The organism is Pseudomonas sp. GW823-FHT02F05 (assembly GCF_058797315.1).
In genome coordinates, this window is the sequence record NZ_JBXAJM010000020.1 from 62,398 (window position 1) to 87,528 (window position 25,131).

29 protein-coding genes are annotated in these 25,131 nt (G+C 58.5%); 19 read left to right on the forward strand and 10 right to left on the reverse strand.

The genetic code is table 11. From position 1 onward, the window contains the following. Nucleotides 1–18: 18 nt before the first annotated feature. Complete coding sequence (gene rnt / locus AC1RAC_RS22230; protein WP_003188980.1) at nucleotides 19–690, reverse strand: ribonuclease T; 672 nt, start codon at nucleotides 688–690, stop codon at nucleotides 19–21. Then, on the reverse strand, nucleotides 687–1,733 hold the full coding sequence (pyrC, locus tag AC1RAC_RS22235) for a dihydroorotase (RefSeq protein WP_032893318.1): 1,047 nt from the start codon (nucleotides 1,731–1,733) through the stop codon (nucleotides 687–689). The genes rnt and pyrC overlap by 4 nt, the downstream gene beginning before the upstream one ends. A gap of 156 nt (nucleotides 1,734–1,889) precedes the next feature. On the opposite strand from pyrC, the gene AC1RAC_RS22240 reads away from it, so the two are divergent. From AC1RAC_RS22240 to AC1RAC_RS22250, 3 genes are all read left to right on the forward strand, one after another. Further along, on the forward strand, nucleotides 1,890–2,798 hold the full coding sequence (locus AC1RAC_RS22240) for a flagellar protein MotY (RefSeq protein ID WP_236453982.1): 909 nt from the start codon (nucleotides 1,890–1,892) through the stop codon (nucleotides 2,796–2,798). A 129-nt stretch (nucleotides 2,799–2,927) separates the two neighbouring features. Next, nucleotides 2,928–4,145 (forward strand): argininosuccinate synthase, encoded by a 1,218-nt coding sequence (locus AC1RAC_RS22245; protein ID WP_003188984.1) that lies wholly within the window; start codon nucleotides 2,928–2,930, stop codon nucleotides 4,143–4,145. Nucleotides 4,146–4,758: 613 nt separating this feature from the next. Further along, on the forward strand, nucleotides 4,759–5,391 hold the full coding sequence (locus tag AC1RAC_RS22250) for a response regulator transcription factor (protein WP_003188986.1): 633 nt from the start codon (nucleotides 4,759–4,761) through the stop codon (nucleotides 5,389–5,391). An 83-nt stretch (nucleotides 5,392–5,474) separates the two neighbouring features. Here AC1RAC_RS22250 and AC1RAC_RS22255 read toward each other — a convergent pair whose 3' ends face one another. The 4 genes from AC1RAC_RS22255 to metG all read right to left on the reverse strand — a co-directional run bounded on the left by AC1RAC_RS22255 (nucleotide 5,475) and on the right by metG (nucleotide 9,572). After that, nucleotides 5,475–5,657: a PA3496 family putative envelope integrity protein gene (locus AC1RAC_RS22255; protein ID WP_014717144.1), complete on the reverse strand. Its 183-nt coding sequence runs from the start codon at nucleotides 5,655–5,657 to the stop codon at nucleotides 5,475–5,477. A 107-nt stretch (nucleotides 5,658–5,764) separates the two neighbouring features. Next, complete coding sequence (gene nth / locus AC1RAC_RS22260) at nucleotides 5,765–6,403, reverse strand: endonuclease III (RefSeq protein WP_003188989.1); 639 nt, start codon at nucleotides 6,401–6,403, stop codon at nucleotides 5,765–5,767. A gap of 60 nt (nucleotides 6,404–6,463) precedes the next feature. After that, entirely contained in the window at nucleotides 6,464–7,432 is a 969-nt protein-coding gene (gene rsxB, locus AC1RAC_RS22265; protein ID WP_492616998.1) for an electron transport complex subunit RsxB, read from the reverse strand. Nucleotides 7,433–7,520: 88 nt separating this feature from the next. Then, nucleotides 7,521–9,572, reverse strand: coding sequence for a methionine--tRNA ligase (gene metG, locus AC1RAC_RS22270; RefSeq protein ID WP_034126469.1), 2,052 nt, complete (start codon nucleotides 9,570–9,572; stop codon nucleotides 7,521–7,523). Between the two features lie 172 nt (nucleotides 9,573–9,744). Between metG and apbC the strand changes: the two genes are divergently transcribed. Next, nucleotides 9,745–10,839: an iron-sulfur cluster carrier protein ApbC gene (gene apbC / locus AC1RAC_RS22275; RefSeq protein ID WP_034126470.1), complete on the forward strand. Its 1,095-nt coding sequence runs from the start codon at nucleotides 9,745–9,747 to the stop codon at nucleotides 10,837–10,839. A 524-nt stretch (nucleotides 10,840–11,363) separates the two neighbouring features. Here the strand turns inward: apbC and fdxA are convergent. From fdxA to AC1RAC_RS22295, 4 genes are all read right to left on the reverse strand, one after another. Then, nucleotides 11,364–11,687, reverse strand: a complete 324-nt coding sequence (gene fdxA, locus AC1RAC_RS22280; protein ID WP_003172109.1) for a ferredoxin FdxA — start codon at nucleotides 11,685–11,687, stop codon at nucleotides 11,364–11,366. A gap of 142 nt (nucleotides 11,688–11,829) precedes the next feature. Beyond that, a complete protein-coding gene (gene mutS / locus AC1RAC_RS22285) occupies nucleotides 11,830–14,421 on the reverse strand; it encodes a DNA mismatch repair protein MutS (protein ID WP_054917775.1) in 2,592 nt (863 codons plus the stop codon). Nucleotides 14,422–14,805: 384 nt separating this feature from the next. Then, nucleotides 14,806–15,177: a hypothetical protein gene (locus AC1RAC_RS22290; protein ID WP_054897085.1), complete on the reverse strand. Its 372-nt coding sequence runs from the start codon at nucleotides 15,175–15,177 to the stop codon at nucleotides 14,806–14,808. After that, nucleotides 15,170–15,658 (reverse strand): Panacea domain-containing protein, encoded by a 489-nt coding sequence (locus AC1RAC_RS22295; RefSeq protein WP_034126473.1) that lies wholly within the window; start codon nucleotides 15,656–15,658, stop codon nucleotides 15,170–15,172. Before AC1RAC_RS22295 ends, AC1RAC_RS22290 begins: the two co-directional genes overlap by 8 nt. Before the next feature lie 225 nt (nucleotides 15,659–15,883). Here AC1RAC_RS22295 and AC1RAC_RS22300 point away from each other — a divergent pair, with 225 nt between their 5' ends. From AC1RAC_RS22300 to AC1RAC_RS22370, 15 genes are all read left to right on the forward strand, one after another. Continuing rightward, entirely contained in the window at nucleotides 15,884–16,627 is a 744-nt protein-coding gene (locus AC1RAC_RS22300; protein ID WP_169918753.1) for a LexA family transcriptional regulator, read from the forward strand. Between the two features lie 590 nt (nucleotides 16,628–17,217). Then, on the forward strand, nucleotides 17,218–17,556 hold the full coding sequence (locus AC1RAC_RS22305) for a phage holin family protein (protein WP_034126475.1): 339 nt from the start codon (nucleotides 17,218–17,220) through the stop codon (nucleotides 17,554–17,556). A gap of 22 nt (nucleotides 17,557–17,578) precedes the next feature. Continuing rightward, nucleotides 17,579–18,094, forward strand: a complete 516-nt coding sequence (locus AC1RAC_RS22310) for a hypothetical protein (RefSeq protein ID WP_200582760.1) — start codon at nucleotides 17,579–17,581, stop codon at nucleotides 18,092–18,094. Nucleotides 18,095–18,097: 3 nt separating this feature from the next. Continuing rightward, nucleotides 18,098–18,709 carry a phage baseplate assembly protein V gene (locus AC1RAC_RS22315; protein WP_057976049.1) on the forward strand — a complete coding sequence of 204 codons (612 nt, stop codon included), beginning with the start codon at nucleotides 18,098–18,100 and terminating at the stop codon, nucleotides 18,707–18,709. A gap of 9 nt (nucleotides 18,710–18,718) precedes the next feature. Next, nucleotides 18,719–19,051: a phage baseplate protein gene (locus AC1RAC_RS22320; RefSeq protein ID WP_032893295.1), complete on the forward strand. Its 333-nt coding sequence runs from the start codon at nucleotides 18,719–18,721 to the stop codon at nucleotides 19,049–19,051. Further along, a complete protein-coding gene (locus AC1RAC_RS22325) occupies nucleotides 19,048–20,043 on the forward strand; it encodes a baseplate J/gp47 family protein (protein WP_492616999.1) in 996 nt (331 codons plus the stop codon). The genes AC1RAC_RS22320 and AC1RAC_RS22325 overlap by 4 nt, the downstream gene beginning before the upstream one ends. Next, the gene (locus AC1RAC_RS22330; RefSeq protein ID WP_072447632.1) at nucleotides 20,040–20,678 is read left to right on the forward strand and encodes a phage tail protein I; all 639 of its coding nucleotides are present in this window, start codon (nucleotides 20,040–20,042) and stop codon (nucleotides 20,676–20,678) included. The genes AC1RAC_RS22325 and AC1RAC_RS22330 overlap by 4 nt, the downstream gene beginning before the upstream one ends. Continuing rightward, nucleotides 20,675–21,211 (forward strand): phage tail protein, encoded by a 537-nt coding sequence (locus AC1RAC_RS22335; RefSeq protein WP_072447634.1) that lies wholly within the window; start codon nucleotides 20,675–20,677, stop codon nucleotides 21,209–21,211. The genes AC1RAC_RS22330 and AC1RAC_RS22335 overlap by 4 nt, the downstream gene beginning before the upstream one ends. 94 nt (nucleotides 21,212–21,305) lie before the next feature. After that, the gene (locus tag AC1RAC_RS22340; protein WP_072447636.1) at nucleotides 21,306–22,070 is read left to right on the forward strand and encodes a hypothetical protein; all 765 of its coding nucleotides are present in this window, start codon (nucleotides 21,306–21,308) and stop codon (nucleotides 22,068–22,070) included. An 11-nt stretch (nucleotides 22,071–22,081) separates the two neighbouring features. Further along, a complete protein-coding gene (locus AC1RAC_RS22345) occupies nucleotides 22,082–22,318 on the forward strand; it encodes a tail fiber assembly protein (RefSeq protein ID WP_054917790.1) in 237 nt (78 codons plus the stop codon). An 87-nt stretch (nucleotides 22,319–22,405) separates the two neighbouring features. Further along, complete coding sequence (locus AC1RAC_RS22350) at nucleotides 22,406–22,579, forward strand: hypothetical protein (RefSeq protein ID WP_172415461.1); 174 nt, start codon at nucleotides 22,406–22,408, stop codon at nucleotides 22,577–22,579. A 2-nt stretch (nucleotides 22,580–22,581) separates the two neighbouring features. Then, nucleotides 22,582–23,748 carry a phage tail sheath protein gene (locus AC1RAC_RS22355; RefSeq protein ID WP_032877508.1) on the forward strand — a complete coding sequence of 389 codons (1,167 nt, stop codon included), beginning with the start codon at nucleotides 22,582–22,584 and terminating at the stop codon, nucleotides 23,746–23,748. Continuing rightward, nucleotides 23,748–24,254, forward strand: coding sequence for a phage major tail tube protein (locus tag AC1RAC_RS22360; RefSeq protein ID WP_054897092.1), 507 nt, complete (start codon nucleotides 23,748–23,750; stop codon nucleotides 24,252–24,254). Before AC1RAC_RS22355 ends, AC1RAC_RS22360 begins: the two co-directional genes overlap by 1 nt. A 181-nt stretch (nucleotides 24,255–24,435) precedes the next feature. Then, on the forward strand, nucleotides 24,436–25,008 hold the full coding sequence (locus tag AC1RAC_RS22365; RefSeq protein WP_054917796.1) for a phage tail assembly protein: 573 nt from the start codon (nucleotides 24,436–24,438) through the stop codon (nucleotides 25,006–25,008). After that, nucleotides 25,005–25,130 (forward strand): hypothetical protein, encoded by a 126-nt coding sequence (locus tag AC1RAC_RS22370; RefSeq protein WP_014717169.1) that lies wholly within the window; start codon nucleotides 25,005–25,007, stop codon nucleotides 25,128–25,130. Before AC1RAC_RS22365 ends, AC1RAC_RS22370 begins: the two co-directional genes overlap by 4 nt. The last annotated feature ends 1 nt before the right edge of the window (nucleotide 25,131 follow it).

Consider the following 25,131-nt stretch of genomic DNA (forward strand, 5'->3'; position numbering starts at 1 on the left):
TATGCGTGGGATTTGCCTTCAGTCGTTGAAGTCTTCCCAGCCGCCCATCTGTTTCCACCGATTGACGATGCCGCAGAACAGCTCGGCGGTCTTTTCGGTGTCGTAGCGGGCCGAGTGGGCTTCACGCCCGTCAAAGTCGATACCGGCCGCCTGGCAGGCTTTGGCCAGAACGGTCTGACCGTAGGCCAGGCCGGCAAGCGTTGCGGTGTCGAAACTGGAGAACGGATGAAACGGGTTGCGCTTCATGTCCAGCCGCGCCACGGCGGCGTTCAGGAAGCCCAGGTCGAAACTGCTGTTGTGGCCGACCAGGATCGCACGTTTGCAGCCATTGGCCTTCAACGCCTTGCGCACGCCACGGAAGATATCGGTCAGCGCCGCTTCTTCACTTACCGCCATACGCAGTGGGTGGTCGAGCTTGATCCCGGTGAATTCCAGGGCAGCGGCTTCGATATTGGCGCCTTCAAACGGCTCGACGCGGAAGAAATGGGTGTGTTCCGGGTACACAAAGCCCTGTTCGTCCATGCCGATGGTGGTTGCGGCGATTTCCAGCAAGGCGTCGGTGGCGCAGTTGAAACCACCGGTTTCTACGTCGATGACGACCGGCAGATAGCCGCGAAAACGCTCGGCCATCGGATGGCGCGAGCCGCCACCGCCGTGCTCTTGTTCGTCGTCGTAATGGTCTTCACTCACTTGCTTTCCTCCAGCAGGCGCCAGCGCAGTGTTTCACCGGCGCGCAGCGGGATAACGGTCAGCTCGCCAAACGGCAGGCTGGCAGGGGCGGTCCAGTCTTCACGGACCAGGGTAATGCGGTCGGTATTCGCCGGCAGGCCGTAGAAACGCGGGCCGTTGAGGCTGGCGAAACCTTCGAGTTTGTCCAGCGCGTTACGCTGTTCGAAAGCTTCGGCGTACAACTCGATGGCGGCAAACGCGGTGTAGCAGCCGGCGCAGCCGCATGCGGCTTCCTTGGCGTGCTGGGCGTGTGGCGCAGAGTCGGTGCCGAGGAAGAACTTCGGGCTGCCGCTGGTGGCGGCATCCAGCAGTGCGACCTGGTGGGTATTGCGCTTGAGAATAGGCAGGCAATAGAAATGCGGCCGAATCCCGCCCACCAGCATGTGGTTGCGGTTGTAGAGCAGGTGATGAGCGGTGATGGTCGCGCCAACGTTGGCCGACGCTTCGCTGACGAACTGCACCGCATCGGCGGTGGTGATGTGTTCAAACACCACTTTGAGCGTAGGGAACAACTCGACCACACGACGCATGTGTTCATCGATGAAGATTTTTTCGCGATCGAACACATCCACGTCGCCACGGGTGACTTCCCCGTGGATCAGCAATGGCATGCCGACCTCCGCCATGGCTTCGATCGCCGGCAGGATCTTGTCGATACTGGTTACACCGGAATCGGAGTTGGTGGTCGCACCTGCCGGGTACAGCTTGGCGGCGTGCACATAACCGCTGGCCTTGGCTTCACGAATTTCTTCAGGCTGGGTGCGGTCGGTCAGGTAGAGCACCATCAACGGTTCGAAGCGGCTGCCGGCCGGTCGTGCAGCGAGGATGCGCTGGCGATAGGCGTCGGCTTCTGCGGCATTGCGCACCGGAGGTACCAGGTTAGGCATGATGATGGCACGGCCAAACGTGCGGGCCACATCGGCCACGGTTTGGGGTAACGCAGCACCATCGCGAAGATGAATATGCCAGTCGTCGGGACGCAGCAGGGTCAGGCGGTCGGACATTGGGGATTCCAGGCGGGTCAATCTGGTGGGAATGCTACCGGAAAAGACTCTTGCAGGCACTCGCTATCAAGTTTTGCCGGATGCTACCGATATCTCCGGGTATGCCTTAACGATGTATGACGCTTTGAAGTGTTGTAGAAACCAGTGGAGCCTCCCGTGCGCCAGTATTATCTAGCCCTGCTCAGTGTGTTCGCCAGCCTGCCTGCGGCGGCCCTCACGTTCCAGACACGTCTGGAGAATATTGAGTGGAAGGTAGAGGGCGATCAGTTCGAGTGCCGCCTGACCCAGCCGATCACCGATTTTGGTTCCGGTGAGTTCGTGCGCCGGGCCGGCGAGCAGGCAACGTTTCGTCTGAAAACCTATGGCGGCACCCTTGGCGCCGGCTCGGCAACCTTATTGGCCGCGGCCGCGCCGTGGCAGCCGGGCCGAGGTGATATCAACCTTGGGGCCGTGCGTGTCGGCAGCGGCGACGTCCTGTTCAATAGCTCCCAGGCCCAGGCCGGCCGCCTGTTCACGGGTTTGCTTGAAGGGCGCAGCCCGACCGTGCGGCATTACGGGCGTCAAGGCGGCTACTCGGAAATTCGCCTGCTGCCTGTGAAGTTCAACAAGGCTTACAACGATTATCAGGTGTGCACCACCAAGCTGCTGCCCATGAATTACGACCAGGTCAAACAGACTGAAGTGGGCTTCCCCGGTGGTGGTATTGAGCTGGACGCGGCGGCCAAGAAGAAGTTGTCGGTGATCCTGGCATTCATGAAAGCCGATCCCACGGTCAATCATGTCGAGTTGAACGGTCATTCCGATAACAGTGGCAATCGCCTGACCAACCGTGACGTCTCACGGCGCCGCGCCCTGGCGGTGATGGACTACTTCAAGGCCAACGGCATTCAGGAATCGCAAATCACGATGCGCTTCCATGGCGAAAGCTACCCCTTGGCGCCCAACACTAATGCCACCAACCGTGCGCGTAACCGCCGTGTAAATATTCAGCTTGAGCGGGTGGCTGCCCCAGAGAAACCGGCGCCTCAGGCCACTGCGCCGAGCAACTCGGCGGCTACCTCATAAGAGGCGACCATCGGTCGCCCACTCGACATAATCTGTCGCTTTATCTTCATTTGCTGTCGCGCCCCTGTAATTTCACGGTTTTGATCGGTAGAATCGTCGCCTTTCCGTACAACCCCGTGGAGTGATGGCATGGCCGACGTAAACAAGGTCGTTCTCGCGTATTCCGGCGGCCTGGACACTTCGGTGATCCTCAAGTGGCTGCAGGATACTTATAACTGTGAAGTGGTGACCTTCACCGCTGACCTGGGTCAGGGTGAAGAGGTCGAACCTGCACGTGCCAAGGCGCAAGCCATGGGCGTGAAAGAGATCTACATTGACGACCTGCGCGAAGAGTTCGTCCGCGATTTCGTTTTCCCGATGTTTCGCGCCAACACTGTCTACGAAGGTGAGTACCTGCTGGGTACCTCCATCGCACGTCCGCTGATCGCCAAGCGCCTGATCGAGATCGCCAACGAAACGGGCGCCGACGCCATTTCTCACGGCGCCACCGGCAAGGGCAACGACCAGGTACGTTTCGAACTGGGTGCCTACGCACTCAAGCCAGGCGTTAAAGTCATTGCGCCGTGGCGTGAATGGGACCTGCTGTCCCGTGAAAAGCTGATGGATTACGCTGAAAAGCACGCTATTCCGATCGAGCGCCATGGCAAGAAGAAGTCGCCGTACTCAATGGACGCCAACCTGCTGCACATTTCCTATGAAGGCGGCGTGCTGGAAGACACCTGGACCGAGCACGAAGAAGATATGTGGAAATGGACGGTCTCCCCGGAGAACGCTCCAGACAAGGCGCAGTACCTGGAACTGACTTACCGCAACGGCGACATCGTTGCGCTGGACGGCGTTGAAATGACCCCGGCCACCGTACTGGCGACCCTGAACCGTATCGGCGGTCAGCATGGTATCGGCCGTCTCGACATCGTCGAGAACCGTTATGTGGGCATGAAGTCTCGCGGTTGCTACGAAACCCCGGGCGGCACCATCATGCTGCGTGCCCACCGCGCCATCGAGTCCATCACCCTGGACCGTGAAGTCGCGCACCTCAAAGACGAGCTGATGCCCAAGTATGCCAGCCTGATCTACACCGGTTACTGGTGGAGCCCTGAGCGTCTGATGCTGCAACAGATGATCGACGCTTCCCAGGCCCACGTGAACGGTGTCGTGCGCCTGAAGCTGTACAAGGGCAACGTGATCGTCACCGGCCGCAAGTCCGATGAGTCGCTGTTCGACTCCAACATCGCCACCTTCGAAGAAGACGGCGGCGCCTACAATCAGGCGGACGCGGCAGGCTTCATCAAGTTGAACGCACTGCGCATGCGCATTGCTGCCAACAAGGGCCGCTCGTTGTTCTGAACCGTGCGCCCGTCGTGAAAAATGGCCCCTTTTGCAAGGGGTCATTTTTTTTGCCTGGATTTTAGATGCGGCGCTGTTTATTAGCGTTTAGCGTGTGTTTAAGGATTTTTCCGTAACTTGCGCAATTATTATCCAGTTTATCTTTATGTTTTTAAGGTTGAATGATTTTTTACATCTGAGGAGGAACTATGTCTGACAGAAAATTCACTCATGTAGCTGCAATGGATATGTGAGTTGTTGAATTTTCTGTAGGAATTATGGAAGTGTCGAAATATGTTAAATGGAACTAATGCGGATAGTTTTTTCGGGGCGGTTTGCTGGCGCCATTGCGACAAACAAGGGGTATTTCCTGAAAGACTTGTGCGGCACGTTTACTTTCACGGGCTGATGGTCATGATCTTTCAATCAAAATATGTACGCGTCGAGAAAGGTCTGAAAGCAACCATAAAGCTCTATGCATCTAAGTTGGCGAATTTTTGTAGGCTAATTCCTATCTTCTTGTGGGTTGGGTCTCTGCCTGCTCTTGCTCGGGGGGGAATGCTATGCCAACTAGTAATCGACTAGGCTATTGTGTTTGCTCTAAATAATTCGAACAGCGAAATTGGACTTTCTCATGAATAAAGTGCTGATCGTGGATGATCATCCCGTCATTCGTCTTGCTGTGCGCATGCTAATGGAGCGTCATGGTTATGAGGTCGTTGCCGAGACTGATAACGGTGTCGATGCGTTGCAACTTGCACGGGAACATATGCCGGATATTGTGATACTGGATATCGGAATCCCCAAGCTCGACGGTCTGGAAGTTATTTGTCGGCTGGCTTCGACCAAGCAAGCCGTCTCGTTCAAGGTGCTGGTGCTGACGTCCCAGGCGCCTGGCCATTTTTCCATGCGCTGCATGCAGGCGGGTGCCGCCGGCTATGTGTGCAAGCAGCAGGATCTGACAGAGTTGCTCAGTGCCATCAAGGCGGTGCTTTCCGGCTATAGCTATTTCCCGAACCAGGCGCTCAACTCAGTGCGGTCAACCATGGGCAATGCCAGTGAAGCCGACATGGTCGAACGCTTATCGGGACGGGAGATGATGGTGCTGCAGCAACTGGCCCGTGGCAAAACCAACAAGGAAATTGCCGATGGCATGTTCCTCAGCAACAAAACCGTCAGTACCTACAAGACGCGCTTGCTGCTCAAGCTCAATGCCAGGTCCCTCGTGGACCTGATCGAACTGGCCCAGCGCAACGGCTTGGTCTAGGAGGATATTGCCCCCCTTGAATACCCGTGTAACCGGCAGAAAAAAGCCTCCGTCAGGGAGGCTTCCGGCCGTCAACGGCTCGATCAGAGATCGAAGTCGTAATCGGCCAGCTGTTTTTGCAAGCGTCGCTCTTCCAGAAGATTGTCGATAGTGCGGCGTTTGCTTAAATTGGTCTTGGCCACCTCTGCCACAGGTGCCTCTACCACATCGTCATCCGACTCAACGAGGTCGTCTTCCACTTCCAGTTGTTCGTTGCCAGCGCTCATAAGGTCAACTCCAGGCTAAGACTGCCGTTGGGGCTCCTTATAGCGATAATCCGCGAACGGGTAAAAAAGATTTTTTCAATCGTCTGATCACAAAAACCAATGATCGCTCAATCGTCGGAGGTCTTGTCCTTGTATTCGCACAAGTCTTCGATACGGCAGCTGCCGCAGCGCGGCTTGCGGGCCTGGCAAACGTAGCGTCCGTGCAGGATCAGCCAATGGTGGGAGTCGAGCAGATAGGGCTTGGGCACGAACTTCATCAATTGCTTTTCCACCTCAACCACATTCTTGCCCCGTGCAATGCCGGTTCGGTTGCTGACGCGGAAAATGTGCGTGTCCACCGCCATGGTCAACTGCCGAAACGCCGTATTGAGCACCACATTTGCCGTTTTGCGGCCCACGCCAGGCAAGGCTTCGAGGGCTTCGCGGGTTTGTGGTACCTCGCCTCCATGCAGCTCCAACAGCAGGCGGCACGTTTCGATCACATTCTTGGCCTTGCTGTTATACAGGCCGATGGTCTTGATGTATTCGGACAGGCCTTCCACACCCAGAGCGTAAATCGCGGCGGGTGTATTGGCCACAGGGTACAACTTCGCCGTGGCCTTGTTAACGCCAACGTCCGTGGATTGAGCCGAAAGGATCACCGCAATCAGTAATTCGAACGGTGAGGAGTAGGCCAGTTCGGTTTTCGGTTCCGGATTGTCTTCGTGAAACCTGCGGAAGATTTCCAGGCGTTTTGCGGCATTCATAGGGACAGACGTTTCCTTGCAGGCGGTCGGCGTGATGTTAGTAATACACAGCGCAGTGGGTCAGCCGTTGGCCTCGGCATCTTGCAGCGTTTGCTCGGCGTCATTCAATGCAGCTTTCAAGGTTGCCAATTGATGCTCTTCAGCATGGTGATCCTGAGCCTTCTTCAACGCTGCACGGCGCATGGCCAGCTGGATTTTTGCGCGCTTGAACTCGGCGCTTTTTGTGGCCGTCTTCGGTGGCTGCGGTGAGGTGTTGGCCTCCAGTGCGGCAAGCGCCTGCTCGGATGCCTCGAGCTGTCGCTGCAGCATAATCAATTGCGACTGTTGCTCAAAGGTCGGCGGATGCCCAAACGCTTTCAAGGATTTGTGCAACTGAGCGCGACTCATGGCGACGCTGCTTTTGGCCTGCTTGATCGCAGCGTCCTGAGCGGCCTGAGTGTTATCGACCGGTGCAACCTCCATCGGCGCTGCGCGCTTGGCTCGTGCCAGGCGTTCGGCGAGCTTGCAGGCTTCTTCACGTTGCAGGCGGGCGTTACGTTGTTCGAAGCGTCGCCGCGCCCGGTTGCGTTTGAGGTCGCGTGCACGCCGTTCATCATCGTTGCTGGCCAAGTCACCGACGATAGGCACAACGTCAGCAAGCGGGCGCATCTCGATACAGTCGACAGGGCAGGGCGCAACACACAGGTCGCAACCTGTGCACTCGTCGACAATCACGGTGTGCATCAACTTGGCGGCACCCACAATGGCGTCCACCGGGCAGGCCTGGATGCATTTGGTACAGCCGATGCATTCGCCCTCGCGGATATAGGCGACTTGCGCAGGCGCATCTCCACGGCTGGTGTCCAGCTCCAGTACCGGCAGGCGCAGCAGTTGCGCGAGCCCCTCAATGGTTTCCTGCCCACCGGGCGGGCACTTGTTGATGGCTTCGCCTTTAGCGATGCTTTCTGCGTAAGGCTTGCAACCCGGGTGCCCGCACTTGCCGCATTGAGTCTGCGGCAGCAGCGCGTCGATACGTTGAATGAGGTTCATGCTGTGATCATAGCGTTGACGCCCGGCCCAGGGAGGAGGGCAAGCTGAGAAGCCCCGCCGTTAGCAACAGCGGGGCATTTTGCAGAGGTTACTTGATGCGTTGACCCGGCTTGGCACCGCTGTCCGGGCTCAGCAGGTAGATTTCTTCGCCGCCAGGGCCCGCAGCCATCACCATGCCTTCGGAAATGCCGAACTTCATTTTCCGTGGCTTGAGGTTGGCGATCATCATGGTCAGGCGGCCATCGAGCTTGGACGGGTCCGGGTAAGCGCTCTTGATGCCGGAAAACACGTTGCGCTGCTCGTCGCCGATATCCAGCGTCAGGCGCAGCAGCTTGTCGGCACCTTCCACGGCTTCGGCCTTGATGATCAGCGCCACGCGCAGATCCACGGCGGCAAAGGCGTCGAAATCGATTTCCGGGGAAATCGGGTCCTTGGCCAGCTCGCCATTGCCCGCCGGCGTGGATTGGCCGGTATCAGTCTGGCTGGCGACCAGGTCTTCTTTCGAAGCGTCGGTCATTGCCTGGACTTTCACCGGGTCAATTCGGGTCATCAAGGGCTTGAACGCGTTCAACTGATGATTGCCGAGCAAGGTGGTGTGATCGTTCCAGCTCAACGGCGGTACGTTGAGGAACGCCTCGGCATCGGCGGCCAGCAATGGCAGCACCGGCTTGAGGAAGATCACCAACTGACGGAACAGGTTGACTCCGGTGGCGCAGATCGCCTGGACTTCAGCTTCCTTGCCTTCCTGCTTGTTCAGTGACCACGGCGCCTTGTCGGCGATCCAGGCGTTGGCGCGGTCGGCCAGGCCCATGATCTCGCGCATGGCGCGGGCAAAGTCGCGGGCTTCATAAGCGTCGGCGATGCTCGGCGCGGCGGCCAGGAAGGCGTCGGTCAGTTCCGGTGCGGCGTTCTCGGCTACCAGTACACCGGCGTTGCCCTTGTGGATAAACCCGGCGCAACGGCTGGCGATGTTGACGACTTTACCCACCAGGTCCGAGTTGACCTTCTGTACGAAGTCTTCCAGATTCAGGTCCAGGTCGTCGACGCCACGGCCCAGCTTGGACGCGTAGTAATAGCGCAGGTATTCCGGCGACAGGTGGTCCAGGTAGGTGCGCGCCTTGATAAAGGTGCCACGGGACTTGGACATTTTCTGGCCGTTGACCGTCAGGTAGCCGTGCACGGCAATACCGGTCGGCTTGCGATAGCCCGAGCCTTCAAGCATCGCTGGCCAGAACAGCGCGTGGAAGTTGACGATGTCCTTGCCGATGAAGTGGTACAGCTCGGCGGTGGAGTCCTTGCCCCAGAACGCGTCGAAGTCCAGCTCCGGGGTGCGGTCGCACAGGTTCTTGAAGCTGGCCATGTAGCCGATCGGCGCGTCCAGCCATACATAGAAGTACTTGCCCGGCTCGCCCGGGATCTCGAAGCCGAAGTACGGCGCGTCGCGGGAGATGTCCCACTGCTGCAGGCCACTGTCGAGCCATTCGGAGAGTTTGTTGGCCACGGCGTCCTGCAAGGTGCCGCTGCGCGTCCAGGTTTGCAGCATTTGCTGGAAATCCGGGAGCTTGAAGAAGAAGTGCTGCGAGTCCTTGAGCACCGGAGTGGCGCCGGAGATCGCTGACTTGGGATCCTTCAAGTCGGTCGGTGCGTAGGTCGCGCCGCATTTTTCGCAGTTGTCGCCGTACTGGTCTTCGGTGCCGCATTTCGGGCAGGTGCCCTTGATGAAACGGTCGGCCAGGAACATCTTCTTTTCCGGGTCGAAATACTGGGTCACCGAACGTTGGTCGATGTGCCCGGCTTCTTTCAGCCGCAGGTAGATCTGGCTCGACAGCTCGCGGTTTTCGTCCGAGTGGGTCGAATGGAAGTTATCGAAGTCCACCAGAAACTCGGCAAAGTCGGCGCTGTGTTCAGCCTGCACGTTGGCGATCAGTTGTTCCGGGGTGATGCCTTCCTTTTCGGCGCGCAACATGATGGCCGAACCGTGGGCGTCGTCCGCGCAGACATAAATGCATTGATTGCCGCGATGCTTCTGGAAGCGCACCCACATATCGGTCTGGATGTACTCAAGCATATGGCCAAGATGGATCGAACCATTGGCATAGGGCAGGGCGCTGGTAACGAGGATCTTGCGTGGCTCGGACATGGGGCTCGGCTACTTGATGAAACGGAGGTCGGCCACTATAAAGCGCCGGGAAATTTATTTCACCCCGTGACGCTGTTTCAGTGTCTTGCGCACCTTCGAAAGCATGCCGTTCGGCGGCTGGAACGGTTAGGATAGCCGCCTGTTTCAGTCAGTCTTTTTTCGGGAGTAGCCCATGAGCGCCGTCAATCGCGCAGCGGTGGAAGCCGTTCTTCGCCAGTACACCGACCCTTATTTGAACCAGGACCCGGTCAGTGCCGGTTGTGTGCGTGCCATCGAGGTCCAGGGCGACCAGGTGTCGGTGCAGTTGCAACTGGGTTATGCCGCGGGTTTGTTCAAAAGCGGTTGGGCGCAGATGTTGCAAATGGCCATCGAGGGCCTGGACGGCGTGGGTTCGGCCAAGGTCGATATCCAATGTGTGATCGCGCCGCACAAGGCCCAAGCGCAGATCCCGGGCCTGGCCAACGTCAAGAACGTGGTGGCGGTGGCGTCCGGCAAGGGCGGTGTGGGTAAATCGACCACGGCGGCCAACCTGGCCCTGGCCCTGGCGCGGGAAGGTGCGCGCGTGGGCATTCTCGATGCCGACATCTACGGGCCGAGCCAGGGCGTGATGTTCGGCATCGCCGAAGGCACGCGGCCGAAGGTGAAGGATCAAAAATGGTTTGTGCCCATCGAGTCGCTGGGTGTGGAAGTGATGTCCATGGCGTTTCTCACCGATGACAACACGCCGATGGTCTGGCGCGGGCCGATGGTCTCCGGTGCGTTGCTGCAACTGGTCACACAAACGGCTTGGGGCGACCTCGACTACCTGGTGATCGACATGCCGCCAGGCACCGGCGACATTCAGTTGACCCTTGCGCAGAAAGTTCCGGTGGCCGGTGCAGTGATTGTCACCACGCCTCAGGACCTGGCGCTGCTCGACGCCAGGAAAGGTGTGGAGATGTTCCGCAAGGTCAACATCCCGGTGCTGGGTGTTGTGGAAAACATGGCGGTGCACATCTGTTCCAACTGCGGGCATGCCGAGCATCTGTTCGGTGAAGGTGGGGGCGAGAAGCTCGCTACCCAGTATGGCGTTGAACTGTTGGCATCGTTGCCATTGGCGATGGAGATTCGCGAGCAGGCCGATGGTGGCAAACCTACCGTAGCGGCAGAGGCTGATGGGCAGATCGCGATGATCTATCAGGAATTGGCCCGTCACGTCGGTGCGCGGATTGTTTTGCAGGAAGCGACGACGCCGGCGATGCCGACCATTACCGTGAGCGACGATTGATTAGGCTTTAACGGTTACGCGAAAAGCCTGACGATCCGTGGTGCTCTCAGGTTTTTCGCGAGCGAGCTCGCTCCTACAGGTGGGGCGCCAATAGGGCTTGCTGCTACTTTGCGTAATGCGCGTGTAAGCATTCGCTTACTTTTCCGTAAGTGTTTGGTTTTTTTAGCGGTTACGTACGTCTTGAATCGACGAAGCTATTATCTAAGCTTTTGAAAAATAAAGATTATTTTAATTCTGGCGAGCGGAAAAGTTTGTCAGCCCGCCGTGGGGATCGCGTTGAACTTCTCTGGGAACGCTCTAACATCAGCCCCGTGTCCACGGATTGGCACAGCCATCAAGGAACGATGGTTTGAAGGAACGTCGCAGGATGCGATTCATCAGGATGATGAAAAGGAATACAGGGACTAGGGAAAAAATGTGGGCGGGTCATACCGCCCCTTTTTTTTGCCTGTAGAAAAGTGAATGCAGGCACCCGAACGCAAAAAAGGCCCTCAAGGGGCCTTTTTTTGTTGGGCAGCGGCGCTTTAGCGCTCTAGTTGCTCAATTTTGTTGGGCTTGCCATCCCATTCAGCGGCATCCGGCATCGGATCTTTGCGCTCGGTGATGTTTGGCCACACTTCGGCCAGCTCGACGTTCAATTGAATGAATTGCTCCATGCCCGCAGGCACTTCGTCCTCGGAGAAAATCGCGACGGCCGGGCATTCTGGTTCACACAGGGCGCAGTCGATGCACTCATCCGGGTGGATAACCAGGAAATTCGGGCCTTCGTAGAAGCAGTCCACCGGACAGACTTCTACGCAGTCGGTGTACTTGCACTTGATGCAGTTGTCGGTGACGACGAAGGTCATTTCTAATTTTCTCCTCAGGCGGCGGCAGCGAAACCCCTTGTGGTGGGGTTCGCGAGGTTTGAGAGCGATAGTCTGCGGACCAGGCTAAAAGCCCGCAGCATCCCAAACCGCGCGAGATTCTATCAGCTTGCAAGCGTCTGCGTTATATCCGAGTCTTCAGTGCATATAACATTTCGAGCGCTTTACGCGGCGTCAAGTCATCCAGGTCAAGTTTTGCCAACTCATCCAGCACTGGATGGGGCAAACTGGCGAACATATCGCTCTGGTGCGGCGCGGCAGGTTTCTTGCTGGCCTTGGCAGGGCTGGCGACCACGGTTTCATGGGGCAGCGCCGTTGTTTCCAGGCGGCTGAGGTGTTCGCGGGCACGGGTGATCACCTCGTTCGGCACACCGGCCAACTGCGCCACGGCCAGACCATAACTCTGGCTCGCCGGCCCTGGCAGCACATGGTGCAGGAACACGATGCGCTCGTTGTGCTCGGTGGCATTGAGATGCACGTTGGCCACCAGCGGCTCGCTTTCCGGCAACACCGTCAGCTCGAAGTAGTGCGTGGCGAACAGCGTGTACGCACGCAGATGCGCCAAGCGTTCGGCCGCGGCCCAGGCCAGGGACAGGCCGTCGAAGGTGCTGGTGCCGCGGCCCACTTCGTCCATCAGCACCAGGCTGCGTTCGGTGGCGTTGTGCAGAATGTTGGCGGTTTCGCTCATTTCCACCATAAAGGTCGAACGGCCGCCGGCCAGGTCATCGCTGGAGCCGATCCGCGTGAAAATGCGGTCTACCAGGGACAATTCGCAACTGGCTGCCGGTACGAAGCTGCCGATATGCGCCAACAACACGATAAGCGCGGTCTGGCGCATGTAAGTGGATTTACCACCCATGTTCGGACCGGTGATCACCAACATGCGGGTATCGTCGTCCAGCGACAGGTCATTGGCGACGAACGGCGTGGTCAGCACCTGCTCTACCACCGGGTGACGACCTTGCACGATACGCATGCACGGTTCGCTGACAAACCGTGGGCAATTGAGGTCCAGGTTCAGCGCACGTTCGGCGAGGTTGCTCAATACATCCAGCTCCGCCAGGGCGGCGGCGGTGTCTTGCAACGGCGCCAGGCGGCTGATCAAGTCCTCGAGCAAGGCTTCGTAGAGCATTTTTTCCCGCGCCAGGGCGCGGCTTTTGGCTGACAGCGCCTTGTCTTCGAACTCTTTGAGCTCAGGGGTGATAAAACGCTCGGCGCCTTTGAGGGTCTGGCGACGTTGATAGTCGATAGGCGCCGACTCGGCCTGCTTGCTCGGCAGCTCGATAAAGTAACCATGCACGCGGTTGTAGCCGACCTTCAGGTTGGCCAGGCCCGTACGGGCTTTTTCGCGGGCTTCCAGGTCGATCAGGAACTGCCCGGCGTTTTCGCTCAGGGATTGCAGCTCATCCAGCTCGCTGTCGTAGCCGGTTTTCAACACGCCGCCGTCACGAATGATCGCCGGCGGGTTGTCGATAATGGCCTTTTCCAGCAGCGCCGCGAGGTCCGGGTAAGTGCCAGCGGTGACGGCAAGCTGTTGCAGGTGCGGCGTGTCCAGTTCGGTCATCGCGACTTGCAGCTGCGGCAGGGCGCTCAAGGCATCGCGCAGGCGCGCCAAGTCGCGGGGCCGCGCATTGCGCAGGCCGATCCGCGCCAGGATGCGCTCGATATCGCCAATCTCTTTCAGTTGCGGCTGCAGTTTTTCAAAGCGATAGCCGTCGAGCATGCAGGTAATGGAAGATTGGCGCGCTTGCAGCACCGTCAAATCCCGCAGCGGACGATTCAACCAACGGGTCAGCAAACGGCTGCCCATCGCGGTCTGGCAACGGTCCACCACCGATTGCAGGGTGTTATCACGCCCACCGGCCAGGTTGGTGTCCAGTTCCAGGTTGCGACGGCTGGCGCCATCGAGCACCACGGTATCGTCGAGACGCTCATGGCGCAGGCTGCGCAAGTGAGGCAGAGCAGTGCGCTGGGTTTCCTTGGCGTAGCTGAGCAAGCAGCCTGCGGCACCGATGGCCAGGGTCAGGGTTTCGCAACCGAAGCCTTTAAGGTCCTGCACCGAGAACTGCTGGCACAGACTTTTCAGCGCAGAGTCGCGCTCGAAATCCCACGGTGCACGACGCTTGGTCCCACGACGTTTCTCTGCCGGCAAGTCCTTGGGCCAATCATCCGGAATCAACAACTCCACCGGATTGATACGCTCAAGTTCCGCCAACAGGTTCTCCCAGCCCTTGATCTCCAGCACGCTGAAGTTGCCGCTGGTGATATCCAGCACCGACAGGCCGAACAAACGCTCATCGCCCAACACCGCCGCAATCAGGTTGTCGCGACGCTCATCCAGCAACGCCTCATCACTCACCGTGCCCGGCGTAATAATGCGTACTACCTGACGCTCCACCGGCCCTTTACTGGTGGCCGGGTCGCCGATCTGCTCACAGATCACCACCGACTCACCCAGCTTCACCAGCTTGACCAGGTAGCCTTCCAACGAGTGGTAAGGAATCCCACACATCGGAATCGACTGCCCCGCCGACTGCCCACGCGCGGTCAGGGTGATGTCCAGCAGCTTGGCGGCCTTCTTCGCGTCTTCATAGAAGATTTCGTAGAAGTCGCCCATGCGATAGAACATCAACTGATCAGGGTGCTGGTTTTTCAGGCGCCAGTACTGCTGCATCATCGGGGTGTGGGAGGACAGATCGGAGGAGTTTTTACTCATTGGGTAATAGGCAAATTCGTTGAAAGTGATGGGGCAAAGGGGGCGCTTGGCCCAGCATTTTTTGCGATGGCGGCAAGGTTAACACGCGAGGTCGGACCTTCGCAGGTCGCAAGCGGCCAGGTAAACCACGAAAGCGGTGCCGCCTCAAGAAACACCAACATAACCGTGGCGAGGGAGCTTGCTCCCGCTGGAGCGCGAAGCGTCCCTGGAAAATGGCTGCTACGCAGCCAAGCGGGAGCAAGCGCCCTCGCCACAGGTTAGCGGTTCAATCAGGCATTGCAGCAGCGTTAGACAATCCGGTCAGAGCCCTGAAAATCAGGGGCTGACTCACGCGCATTCATATCTCAATACGAGATAGAAACGCAGGTCGTGAATACGATCAGACTATTTGGATCTACGCCCACTGGCCGGAAACAACCCTCTGATCACCCCAAGAAACGCAGCAAACAAATTGATTGAAGTCGCCGTAGTGATGGCAATCACTACATTGTCCGAGAACGGCGCTTTACCCGAGTAATACGTCGACCATCCATTCCAAACCAAAAGAACCGCCCAGAAGATCACACCGCAGGCGGCAAACCAGAATGCACGTCCCGCATACTTCTTGCGCAGTTGCCGTTCGGCCTTCTGGTCTTTTAGGTTCTGGTTTCTTTCATCGTCGGTGCCTATGGCTTGCTCGCCACCGGCTTGGGTGTCCTGGTCAGGCCCTGCCGCGGGGGGCAGGGTGAGTTCCAGGTTGTCGAGTTCTTCACTCACGGATGCGGCTCTTTGGGTGAATGAGTGTTGCCATGTCTTCCCAGTCGATGGCGGAACCGTCGGCACCCTTGAGGGCCCAGGCTGTGCCGTCCTCGTGGGACAGGTTGGACAGTTGGGTGCCGGACCATTTGCCGTATTTGTTAATGATCCGGTCAATCAAACGATGGGTGTAGGTATCGCTCTCAGGAACCCTCGGTGTCACGAAGACAATGTCTTCGGCGTCGGGCTTCAGGTTGCTGAGCAGCGCGGTCACCGGGCGATTACCGTAGGATTTCAACTCATGGTAAAGCGACGGGATGACCGGGCCATATTGCCAGCGGGCGAAGTGGTCATCCATCAGGGGCTGGTCCCGTTCGCGCAAATGCCAGGACTGTGTATAGAACAGCAGTTTCTGCAGCTTCATCGGGGTCAGGCCCGAAACCTTGCCTTCCTTCGCGCGTTCAATGAAGGCGTTAGCAACAGCTAGCGCTGAATAAGCCATGAGCACCTCCGTCGTTGCTGGCTACGTTGTCAAAGAGTTTTATACATAGGCCTTGAGTTGTCGACATGCAAGGTGTTGATCGGCAGCAATACCAAGCTGGCAGAATAGTAGAATGCCGATAGCTGGTTGTATATACAGTATTTTGATTCGAATTAATTGAAAGTCGGATGTTTAATGCATAAATATGCAAATTAGCATTTGCCAACCTCAGAAACTCCCGTCACTATCCGCGTTATGCAAAAACGCAACGTTTCTATCGTCTTAAGAGAACTGCTGGATCGCGACCGGATCTCCCCCACGGAGCTCCATCGGCGCACCGGCGTGCCTCAATCCACACTGTCCCGGATCCTCAGCGGCAAGATCGTTGATCCGTCGGATAAACACATCTCGCGCATCGCCGAGTATTTTCGCGTCAGTACTGATTACCTGCGCGGGCGCGCAGCAGTGGGCGTTGTGCGCGACGATGGGCGCGACCCGATGCATTCGGAACTCAAGGACATAAGCCTGTGGGACGACGACACCCCCGTTAATGATGACGAGGTGTCGATCCCCTTTCTGCGCGAGGTTGAATTGGCTGCTGGATCAGGAAGATTCGTCATCGAGGAAAGCGAGAAGGCCAGCCTGCGGTTCGGCAAGCGCAGCCTGCGGCATAATGGTGTGCAGTTCGACCAGGCCAAATGCGTGACGGTACGTGGCAACAGTATGTTGCCGGTATTGCGCGACGGCGCCACGGTAGGGGTGAATGCCGGCAAGAGCGGCATTGGCGATATCGTGGATGGCGACCTGTATGCCATCAATCACAACGGCCAGTTGCGGGTTAAACAGCTCTACCGCCTGCCTTCCGGTATTCGCCTGCGCAGCTTCAACCGTGATGAACACCCCGATGAGGACTACAGCTTCCAGGATATCCAGGACGAGCAGATCAGCATCCTCGGTCATGTTTTCTGGTGGGGCATGTACGCCCGCTAACCTCCACGCGTAAGAAGAAACCCGCTCATGTGCGGGTTTTTTTTCGTCCATAGAAAACCGGCAAAGCCCAAGCCCGCCAGGCTTCCAATGCATCCGTGCATTCCTATAGCAAAAATAAATGCATTTGTGCATTGACTGTATATGCATACATGCATATTCTTCATCTCAAGCCAGCCAACAAGGCCTGGTGGAGGCGGCAAGGATGCTGCCAAGGAAGACAAGGAAGGCACGCAACATCGGCAAGGACGCCATCGAAGCGATGACAGGGATGCCAGGCAACACCGGCAAGGATGCCGACGCTCTTTAGTTTCAACGCTTCAACAACAGGCAGCGATGAACCGGCCTTAACGGTTCAGAGGGTTGGCAACTGACCCGGGTGTGCAGCGTAAAGCACCAAAAGCAGTTATCCGGCAGACAGGGATCGTGGTCGGAAAAACATCGAGGAAAGGACCGTACCGCGCCAGTAGCGCCGAAAGTCCGAGGACATCATTACTGAAAAGCCCGGGCGACCGGGCTTTTTGGAATGCCTACCTACTCAAGCATTTGTAAATGAAATACGGACTATTTATTGCTCAGCCAGGAGGCGTGACATGACAAGTGAACAGCAAGCGTTAGCGGAGATGCCTATCTGGCTGGTCATCGTACTGGCAGTGATCGGCGGTGTATCCGGCGAGATGTGGCGGGCCGACAAGGAGGGCGCCCGCGGTTGGTCGTTGATCCGCCGCCTGGCCCTGCGTTCCGGGGCGTGCATGGTTTGCGGGGTTTCGGCTTTGATGCTGTGCTACGCCGCCGGCATGTCGATCTGGACCGCCGGCGCCATTGGTTGCCTGACCGCCATGGCCGGTGCCGACGTGGCTATCGGCCTTTACGAGCGGTGGGCGGCCAAGCGCATCGGGATCAACCAAGGCTCCCGCCAGGACCCGCAGTAATTGTTGCAAGGACGCTACTAAAATGACGCTTATCGAAAAGCCATCGCAACTGCCCCAGGCCATTGGCGCGGCGCTGCATGCAGCCCTCCCGGGCCTCAAGGTGGGGAGCCACCAGGATTTCCAGGGCGACGCTGAAAAAAACGGCGTAATGGTTACGGTCGAAGGTAATGGCCCTGGCATTCGCTCTCGCGAGGGGCGCAAAGCCCACGTCTTGGCCATTTCACTCAGGGCCATGGTTGCTCCCGGTGCATTGGCGTTCGATGCCTGCGACCTGGCCAGCCAACTGATGGACCTGGTGCTGGATAACCGATGGGACCTGCCCCCGGCACAGTGCGATTTGCCAGCGAATATCGTCGCTGCGCCCGCTTTGCGCACTTCCGTAGAAACGGACTACGACACCTGGACGGTTTCCTTCACGCAAACCCTCTATCTGGGGCCGACGCTACTCGACGATCCCACAGGCCAACCGCTATTTGCCTGCACCTGGGACGTCTCCAACATCGACGACCCGGCCCAATACAAGCCACTGGCGGAGTAGCCCATGTTCGACGCGCTGTTACGCATGCAATTGGGACCGATCGTCGAACGCCTGGCCGAGATGGAGTCCCAGCTCGAGGACCTCTACCGCCGCGCCGAGAGCTTCTGCCGGATCGGCATCTGCCAGCAGGTCGACGCGGCCAGCAACACCTGCAAGGTCAGCCATGGTGACTTGCTCACCCCGGCGATCCGTTTTTTCAACCCCAGCGCCGGTGCGCAAACCGAAACCCGTATCCCCACGGTGGGTGAACAATGCCTGCTGCTCAACTACGGCGGGGGCGAGGGCGGTGTGCAATCCGTGGCTCTGTTCGGCCTTAACAGTGATCGCTTTCCGCCGGTTTCCAGCGTTGCGACGCTGACCCGGCGTCGACACCAGGACGGCACCCAAAGCGACTACGACGATGCCAGCCATACCTTCAACTGGGTCAACGGCCCAACCACCGTCAGCGGCTCCCGTGAACAGGTCGACATTAAAGTCGGCGCTGCCAGCCTGACCATGAATGCCCAGAGCATCACCCTGCAAATCGGCGGTACCAGCCTGTTGCTGGATGCCGGCGGCGCGCACTTCAGCGGCCCGGTGGTGGACCATCAAGGACGCGTCATCAGCCCCCGATAAGGACACCCCATGCTTGGAATCGATAGGAACACCGGGGCGGCCGTCGACGACTGGCTGCAATTTGTGCAGCGCGCCACCCGAGCGCTGACCACCCCTGTGGGCACTCGGCAAAAACGCCCGTTGTACGGCTCGCTGATCCCACAGTTGCTCGGCCAGAACCTCGGCGACGACCTGTTGATCCTCGCCCAGAGCCACGCCGCGCAGGCCTTCTACAACACCCACAACGGCATCGGCGACTTCGACCCTCAGGTCATCGTCGCCACTCGCCAGGGCGCCGGCCTGCTGTTGCGGTTTGCCGGCACCTGGAAAAACCGCCAACAATCCTTCGAGGTCGTGACATGAGCATGTTGATCCCCGGCCAGAACCAACTGGCGGAACCGGCCATCATTAAGGTGGATGAGTTCGAACCGTTGCTGGCCGAATTCAAAGCGTTTGTCATCGACTATGTCGCCACCCGCGCTCCGCAAAGCGCAGCCAAACTCCAGGTCAGCCTCGACAACGAGAGCGAACTGCTGACCCTGGCCCTGGAAGCTTTTTGCGTGCGTCTGCAAACCCACGAACGCAAATACAACGCCCGCATCAAGCAGATGCTGGCGTGGTGGGCAACCGACAGTAACCTGGATGCACGCCTGGCCGATATGGGCCTTGAACGCCAAATGCTCGACCCTGGCGACCCGGCGGCGTTCCCGCCGGTGCCGCCAACCCTGGAAAGCGACGACGACGCTCGCCTGCGTTACTACTTGGCCCCCCACGCGCCGGCAGCGGGATCACGCATGCAGTATCGCCGCGAAGTGTTCACCCTCGGCGAGCGCCCGGCGGTGAAAGTACAGAGCGCGACGCCGGGTGTGGTGACGGTCACCTACACCTTCGACCCGGACGGCTATGCGGCGCAGATCAAGGACGGCAACGCCCGACGCATCGCACCGGGCGAAGTCATGGTCACCGTGCTTTCCAGGGAGGGTGACGGTACGCCATCTGCCGACTTGCTTGACGGTGTACGTCGACATTTCGCACGGCCGGATGTACGGCCCGAAACCGACCTTGTCAGCGTTCAGGGCGCACAGATTCAACCCTACAAAATTCGCGTGGTGGCCAAGATCAACGCCGGCCCGGACTCCGGGCTGACCCAAGTGGCGGCGCAGAAACTGCTGCAAGACTACGCAGAGTCCTGCCATCGCCTGGAAGGGCGGGTCGACCCCAGTTGGATCGACTACGCCATCCACAGCGCCGGCGCTGCGCAACTGCACATCCTGGAACCGCTGGCGCCGATTGTCAGCACCGCGTTCCAGGCCCCGTATTGCACGGGCGTCGAGGTGGAGGTGCGCACCCTATGAGTGAACCCAAAGCGAGTTTGCTGCCTGCCAACAGTTCACCGCTGGAAAAGGCCCTGGACCTGGGCTTCGGCACATTGATTGAGCGTGTCACGCCGCCGTTTCCGGCACTGATGAACCCGCTGCACACCCCCAGCGAATTCCTGCCTTACCTGGCCGCCGACCGTGGCGTCAGCGAATGGGATGCCGAGGCCAGCGAGGCGGAAAAGCGTCTGACCGTAGCGTTGTCCTGGCAGATCCAGCGCCAGGCCGGCACACCCAAGGCGCTGAGTCATGCGGTGGAGTCATTGGGCTTCACGCCCAATATCAGCGCCTGGTACCAGCAACGTCCGCTGGGCGTGCCTTACACCTTCGACGTGCAGGCGATCATCGGGCGCAGCTGGTCCAGCGGCGATCACAACCGGCTGATCCGCCGCATCAACGCGGCAAAAAGTGAGCGTGATCAGGCGACGATTACCATCGTGCATGAGACCGAAGGCCAGCTCGCGCTCACGCAAGTGCTCGACGCGCCTTTAAGCGACGGCGAGTTCTATCTGAACGGCGCGCTGCCGGACCTGGCGCTGGTGGCCCGACTAAACAGTGCCGGGGTTGCCCAGCACTACACCATTAACGATTACGACCTCAGGGCGCAGCCATGACAGATGAAATCACGCGCCTGGTGCGCTTCACCTCCAAAGGTTTGGATGAAGTGCTGCAGGCAAAGAACCAGGGCCTCAAAGGCGAAATCACCCACATCGGCGCCGGCACCGCACGCTACAACCCCGACGGCAGCGAAGTGGCCTTGCGTGACGAGCGCCAACGGGTGGCCATCGTTGATTACGAAGACCTGGGCGAGCGCCAACTCAGGATGGCCGCGCTGTTCGATGGCGATGGTGAGTATGAGATTGGCGAGTTCGGGTTTTACCTCGCCAGCGGGACGTTGTTGGCGGTGTATTCCGTGGCGGGGAAGTTGCTGACGTATAAAGCGGCGGCGGCGCGGGTGCTGCAGAAGTTTACGCTGGATGTCTCGCCGTTGCCGGCGGATAGCGTTACGGTGGTAGTGGGGTCTGAAAACCTCAATATTTTGCTGGTCGAAGAGCTTGCTTCTCTTTCGGCGGCAAGCGTCGACAACATGGCCCGAGGTGTAGGGGTTCTATTTCGGGTAATGGCTTTGGAAAAGAATGCGACTTAGCGACAGAGCCATTTTACTTGTCACCATGAAGCCGCTCTTTGGGCTTGATTGAAAACTCAGGGGAAATATTAATGGAATACAGGGAGTTCAAACAGTGAGTACTGAACAGCAATTGGCCGCTGTTGTAAGCGCGGCAAATAATTTGACGAACATCGTTACGAGCAAGGTCGATGATATTGATAAGGCGCTTGAAGCTTCGCGTCGAAAATATGAGGCACAGCTTGTAAGCCTGGAGCAGAGGTTGCCTAGGCTGGCGCTTACGCGAAACTTCAATATGACAGCGGATGCCACGGGAACCCTGATTGATGGGTGGGCTGTTCATCAACAGGTAACTGCTACAAAACTGCGGACGGTGACCGCGGCGGCGCACACTGCGGGGCGGCCTCAGGCGGACGTCGACTTTATGCTTCAGGTACAGGCGGATGTGCGTGAGCAATATCCAGATTTCGACATAAGCTCGACTGGATATTGGCGCACCAGTATTAACGTCTGGCAAATGAAATGGTCGGACAATCAAGGCACCCCGCAGAGCGGCATGTGGCTTGCGTTTCCTTATTCTGTTGACAGCGACAGGGCAAGCGGAGGGACGCCCGTGAGTCTGAATTCGTGTATGACTTTCGGAGCTTTTGTTCGAGTGATTGAGGGCGCTGTTTCAGGTTTTTGGAGTACACAGAGCGAAAAGGGTAAGTGGCGTTGGTGTTCTGAGGTGGTATTGCCGGCCCAGCGTTTTGGGTATTACGCGCATCTTCATCCAATGCGCAACTCCGAGGGTGGAGTTGTTGAAGTAATGCTGGCGGGCGCTTGTACGGGCGTAGTTGCCCACCCCGCTGACTGGGGAACCATGTTGGCTTTGGGTTAAGGAGAATATTGATGAAACCTGAATTTGTACCTGCTGAGCTTCACCCTTTGATCAAGTGGACGCTCATTCGTAAGTCCCGGGACGCCGACCTGGCATCTAGCGACTATGCGGCCATGCCTGATTACCCAATGGCCGACGAAGATCGCTCAGTGTTCGTGGCCTACCGTAAAGCTCTGCGCGACATCCCCGATCAGGGTGCCGACCCGGACGCGGTGGTATGGCCTGAAAAGCCCCGCTTCCTGAAGTAAGCCCCCCACCGCGAAAGCGGTTTTTTCGCCCCCCGAAAGCCCCTCCTGCAGGGGCTTTAACATTTTCCATCCCGGAGATCTCCACCCATGCCCACCCGCCAAACCTACACCGTCCTCATCCCATTCCCCACCGGCAACGGCCATTGGTCTACCGCCGGTGAGGAGCTGGAACTGCTCGACGTCGAAGCATCCGCCCTGCGCACCGCTGGCCGCCTGGAACTGACCAGCGCCCTCAACTCCACCCCCAAGAAGGCTGAATAACCATGGCAGAAGTCCTGAACTTCGAGCACAACGGCATCACTGTAAATGCCACTGAATCCCCCGAGGCCATGGGTGGCCTTGGCGATAACGTCATCGGCCTGGTCGGCACTGCACCGAATGCCCATGCGTCGATCCCGAAAAACGCGCCGTTTCGCATCAACAGCTTTACCACTCAGGCGTTGCTGGACCCTACCGGCACTGAGTCGGGAACCTTGTTCCAAGCGGTGTACCAGATCCTCAAAGTGGTGAAGGTGCCGGTCTATGTGGTCATCGTCGAAGAAGGCGCTACCCCGGCCGATACGATCAATAATGTGATCGGCGGCAACGACCCGGTCACCGGTCGCAAACTGGGCCTGGCGGCCCTGAGCAGCGTGCCTGAAGACCTGACCATCATCGGCGCTCCAGGCTTTACCGGCACCAAGGCTGTGGCTGGTGAGTTCGCCTCTTTCGGCAAGCGCATCAAGGCCCGTGTGGTACTAGATGGCAAGGACGCGTCCGTTGCCGACCAAGTGACCTACAGCGGCGAACTGGGCGGGGCCGACCTGGGCTTCGACCGTTGCCTGCTGGTGCACAACATGCCGTCGGTGTACTCCAAGGCCGCGAAGAAGAACGTGTTCCTGTCGCCATCCTCGCTGGCCATCGCCGCATTGGCCAAGGTCAAGCAGTGGGAAAGCCCAGGTAACCAGGTGACCTTCGCCGAGGACGTTTCCCGCGTGGTCGAGTACAACATCCTCGACACCTCCACCGAAGGCGACCTGCTCAACCGCTACGGCGTGAGCTACTACGCTCGCACCATCCTCGGCGGCTTCTCGCTGCTGGGTAACCGCTCCATCACCGGCAAGTTCATCAGCTACGTCGGCCTGGAAGATGCCATCAGCCGCAAGCTGGTCAAGGCCGGCCAGAAAGCCATGGCCAAGAACCTCACCAAGTCCTTCATGGATCAGGAGGTCAAGCGCATCAACGACTGGCTGCAAACCCTGGTGGCCGACGAAACCATCCCCGGCGGCAGCGTGTACCTGCACCCGGAGCTGAACAGCGTCGAGAAGTACAAAAACGGCACCTGGTTCATCGTCATCGACTACGGCCGCTACGCACCGAACGAACACATGGTTTATCAACTCAACGCCCGCGATGAAATCATCGAGCAGTTCCTGGAGGACGTTCTCTAATGTTTACCAACCGAGTCAGACAGGCCATTGCGGCCACCCTTCAAGGCCTGCCGTTGTCCGCAACCGTGGAAGAGTTCACCCCGCCGAAGATCGAGTTCGACATGGAGCCCATGTCCGGCGGGCGCTTTATTGCCGAGGAAATGGCCAAGAGCGGCAAGGTGCTCAATGCCAAGCTGGTGCTGCAAGGTGCCGGCCCGGAAATCATGCTGGCCCTGGGCGTGCGCACGGGCGACGACATCTTGCTGAACGTGCGTGAAGCCGGCCAAGACCAGGACGGCAAGACCTACTTCACCTACCACACCGTGGGCGGCAAGCTCAAATCCCTGGAGGAGGCGAAGCTGAAAATGGGCGACAAGGCCACCACCACGCTGGAGCTGTCCTGCCGTACCTACAACCGTCTGGAAAATGGCATTTCGGTGATCGACATCGATGTGCGCACCCAGAAGTTCGTGCTCAACGGCGTCGACATTCTTGGCGATGCCCGCCGCGCCGTGCTGATGCCTTAAGGGCCGGCGCAATCTGAAGCGAGCACGGTCAAGGTGGGAGCTGGCTTGCCTGCGGTGCAGGCGACTCGGTATCCCTGGTGTATCGAGTGGATGCCATCGCAGGCAAGCCAGCTCCCACAGGGGCCATGCTCAGGTTTAGATTTTTCGCACTTTTCAATACCGTTCAACAAGGAATTGCCCCATGGCCTGGATGCCACCGTTGCACATCCTGCTGTCCCCGATCACCGCCGACACCGGTGCAATGATCGAGCAGGTTCAACTCAAACCGTTGTTCTACGCCGCGCAAAAAGACGCGCTGGCCCGGGCCGGTGATGACGAGGACGACCAGTTCTTCGAACTGGCGAAACTCGCCACCGGCCTGTCGGAAAAAGAACTCGACCAACTCAAACGCCCGGACTACGTGAGCATTGCGCAGTACGTACACGAAATGTCGACGCGCCCGGCCTCGTTCTTCTTGAAAGAACAGGACGTGACGACCCACGACCAGCCTGTCCACCTGCTATTACCCCTGGAAGCCGCCGGCCGAACCCTGACCGAACTGCCCCTGGAAATGCCCGCCCTGCGCGCTACCAAGGTGATGAAAAAGCTAGCCACTAACAAAGAGCGTGCCGAGTTCATCACCGCCCACTGCACCGGCCTGATGATTCCCGATCTTGCCGGCCTGACCGTGCCCGACTGGACCGAGCTGCAGGAGCGCATCGACGATTTTTTAAACAAACCGGCGGACTTCTTTCGGAGCGCGACATCGAAGTGATCCTCGATGTAGTGCCGCTGGTTTACTCGGTAAACGAAGCGGAAATCCTCGATTGGGAAGCCGGCAAAGCATTGCGCCGCTACGACATCGCAATCAGTCGTCTTGGCGTCAAACAGGAGTAGA